Source organism: Caballeronia glathei (assembly GCF_000698595.1).
Taxonomy (GTDB): domain Bacteria; phylum Pseudomonadota; class Gammaproteobacteria; order Burkholderiales; family Burkholderiaceae; genus Caballeronia; species Caballeronia glathei.
In genome coordinates this window covers 1-2423 of sequence record NZ_JFHC01000195.1, presented here as the reverse complement: position 1 = coordinate 2423, position 2423 = coordinate 1, and the positions used below count along the sequence as shown (strand labels likewise).

The window sequence follows — 2423 nt, the reverse complement described above, 5'->3', positions numbered from 1 at the left end:
TCGGAGCGAAGCGAGGACGGAGGAATGATTGCCTTGTCACTTCGTTTAAGGGCGCGATGGCACAGTCGGTCTGCGTACCTATCAGAGTGAAATACAGAGGCGGACACTCCCGCGGTCGGTCCACTCTGAATGAATCAAACGTGGTCACGTCCTAACACCGTATGATTGAAAAGCTGCTTTCTTTGGTTACTTTCTTTGCAGCAGCAAAGAAAGTGACTGCCGCCCCGCACAGGGGCGAGCTAACAGACCAATAAGAAATCAAGCTTCACAGAAGCCGAGGCGCATCAAACGGTGTAGAGGCGCGAGCCCAAAGCGCCACCGCGAGGAAAGCAAGCTTCACAGAGGCGCAAGCGCATCAAACGGTGCATTCGCAGAAGGCAGAAGACAGAAGGCAGAAGACAGAAGGCAGAAGGCAGAAGGCAGAAGGCAGAAGGCAGAAGGCAGAAGGCAGAAGGCAGAAGGCAGAAGGCAGAAGGCAGAAGGCAGAAGGCAGAAGGCAGAAGGCAGAAGGCAGAAGGCAGAAGGCAGAAGGCAGAAGGCAGAAGGCAGAAGGCAGAAGGCAGAAGGCAGAAGGCAGAAGGCAGAAGGCAGAAGGCAGAAGGCAGAAGGCAGAAGGCAGAAGGCAGAAGGCAGAAGGCAGAAGGCAGAAGGCAGAAGGCAGAAGGCAGAAGGCAGAAGGCAGAAGGCAGAAGGCAGAAGGCAGAAGGCAGAAGGCAGAAGGCAGAAGGCAGAAGGCAGAAGGCAGAAGGCAGAAGGCAGAAGGCAGAAGGCAGAAGGCAGAAGGCAGAAGGCAGAAGGCAGAAGGCAGAAGGCAGAAGGCAGAAGGCAGAAGGCAGAAGGCAGAAGGCAGAAGGCCAGAAAGACGAAAAAAGCGAAGCGCAAGACAGTCGCAAGTGCCGCAGGCACAAGAAAACGCACCACCAGAACCGGTGCAAACCAGAAGGAAGAACCACATGTTGAAGAATTGGTCCATTCGCACGACGCTGACCTTCGTCGGTCTGCTTTTCGTGAGCTTCGCGGCGGCGGTCGGTGCGCTCGCTCTGACCGGCCTCAACTCCGCGAGCACGTCGCTCTCCGCGCTCGCGCAACAGGACATGGTCGCGATTCGCGCACTCGGCGAGACATCGTCGTATCTGCTGCGCTCGCGCGTGACGCTCGATCGCGTGCGCTCGCTCTCGGAAGCCGGCAACGCCGACGAGGGGAAGAAAGCACTCGAGCGCGGCCAGTTCCTGCTCGACAAGTCGAACGAGAACTGGAAGCTCTATCTCGACACGCCCAAGCCCACGCTGCCGCAAGCCACGCTCGATGCCGTCACCGCGCAGCACGACGCGCTCTTGCGCAACGGCGTCGAGCCCGAGTTCGCCGCGATCCGCGCGAACGACATGGCCGCGTACCACGCGATCGCCGACACGAAGATCAGCCCGATGTTCGTCGCCTTCGATACGGCCGCGACCGCCGCGGTCAACTTCCAGCAGACGCACGCGGAGCATTTGCGCGCCGACACGGCGTCGCACATCAACATGCTCAACACGTCGATCGCTGTCGTGCTCGTGCTCTCGCTGCTGACGCTTTTCGCCATCCGCATCGCATTGCGCGGGCTGATCGTGCAGCCGCTCAACGACGCTGTCGATCACTTCGACCGCATCTCGCGCGGCAATCTCACCAAGTCGGCGCATACCGACAAGACCAACGAGATCGGGCGCCTCTTCACAGGCATCGAGCGCATGCGCACGAACCTCACGGCGATGGTCGGCTCCGTGCATCGCGGCGCGGAATCCATCGACGTCGGCGCACGCGAGATCGCGAGCGGCAACACCGACCTGTCGCAGCGCACCGAGGAACAGGCGGCGTCGCTGCAGGAAACGGCGTCGAGCATGGAGCAACTGACGAGCACGGTGAAACAGAACGCCGAGAACGCGCGGCAGGCAAGCCAGCTCGCGGTGAACGCGTCGGATATCGCGTCGCGCGGCGGCGAAGTCGTCGACCAGGTGGTCGATACGATGAACGCGATCGCGTCGAGTTCGAGCAAGGTCGTCGACATCATCGGCGTGATCGAAGGGATCGCGTTCCAGACCAACATCCTCGCGCTGAACGCGGCCGTGGAAGCGGCGCGCGCGGGCGAGGAAGGGCGCGGCTTCGCGGTGGTCGCGGGCGAAGTCCGCTCGCTCGCGCAACGCAGCGCGGCGGCGGCGAAGGAAATCAAGGCGCTCATCGGCGACTCGGCGGCCAAGGTGGAAAGCGGCTCCGAACTCGTCACGCGCGCAGGCGAAACGATGGGCGAGATCGTGCAGGCCGTGCGCCGCGTGACCGACATCATGGGCGAGATCAGCGCGGCGTCGGAAGAGCAGTCGGACGGTATCGAGCAGGTCAACCGCGCGGTCACGCAGATGGACAGCGTGACGCAGCAGAACGCGGCGCTCGTC

The 2423-nt window shown here is 61.9% G+C and carries 1 protein-coding gene; it reads left to right on the top strand.

Going from position 1 to position 2423, the window contains the following annotated elements; translation table 11 throughout:
• Window positions 1-953: 953 nt before the first annotated feature.
• On the top strand, window positions 954-2423 hold a 1470-nt coding region (locus BG61_RS38180), incomplete at its 3' end, for a methyl-accepting chemotaxis protein (protein WP_035943495.1).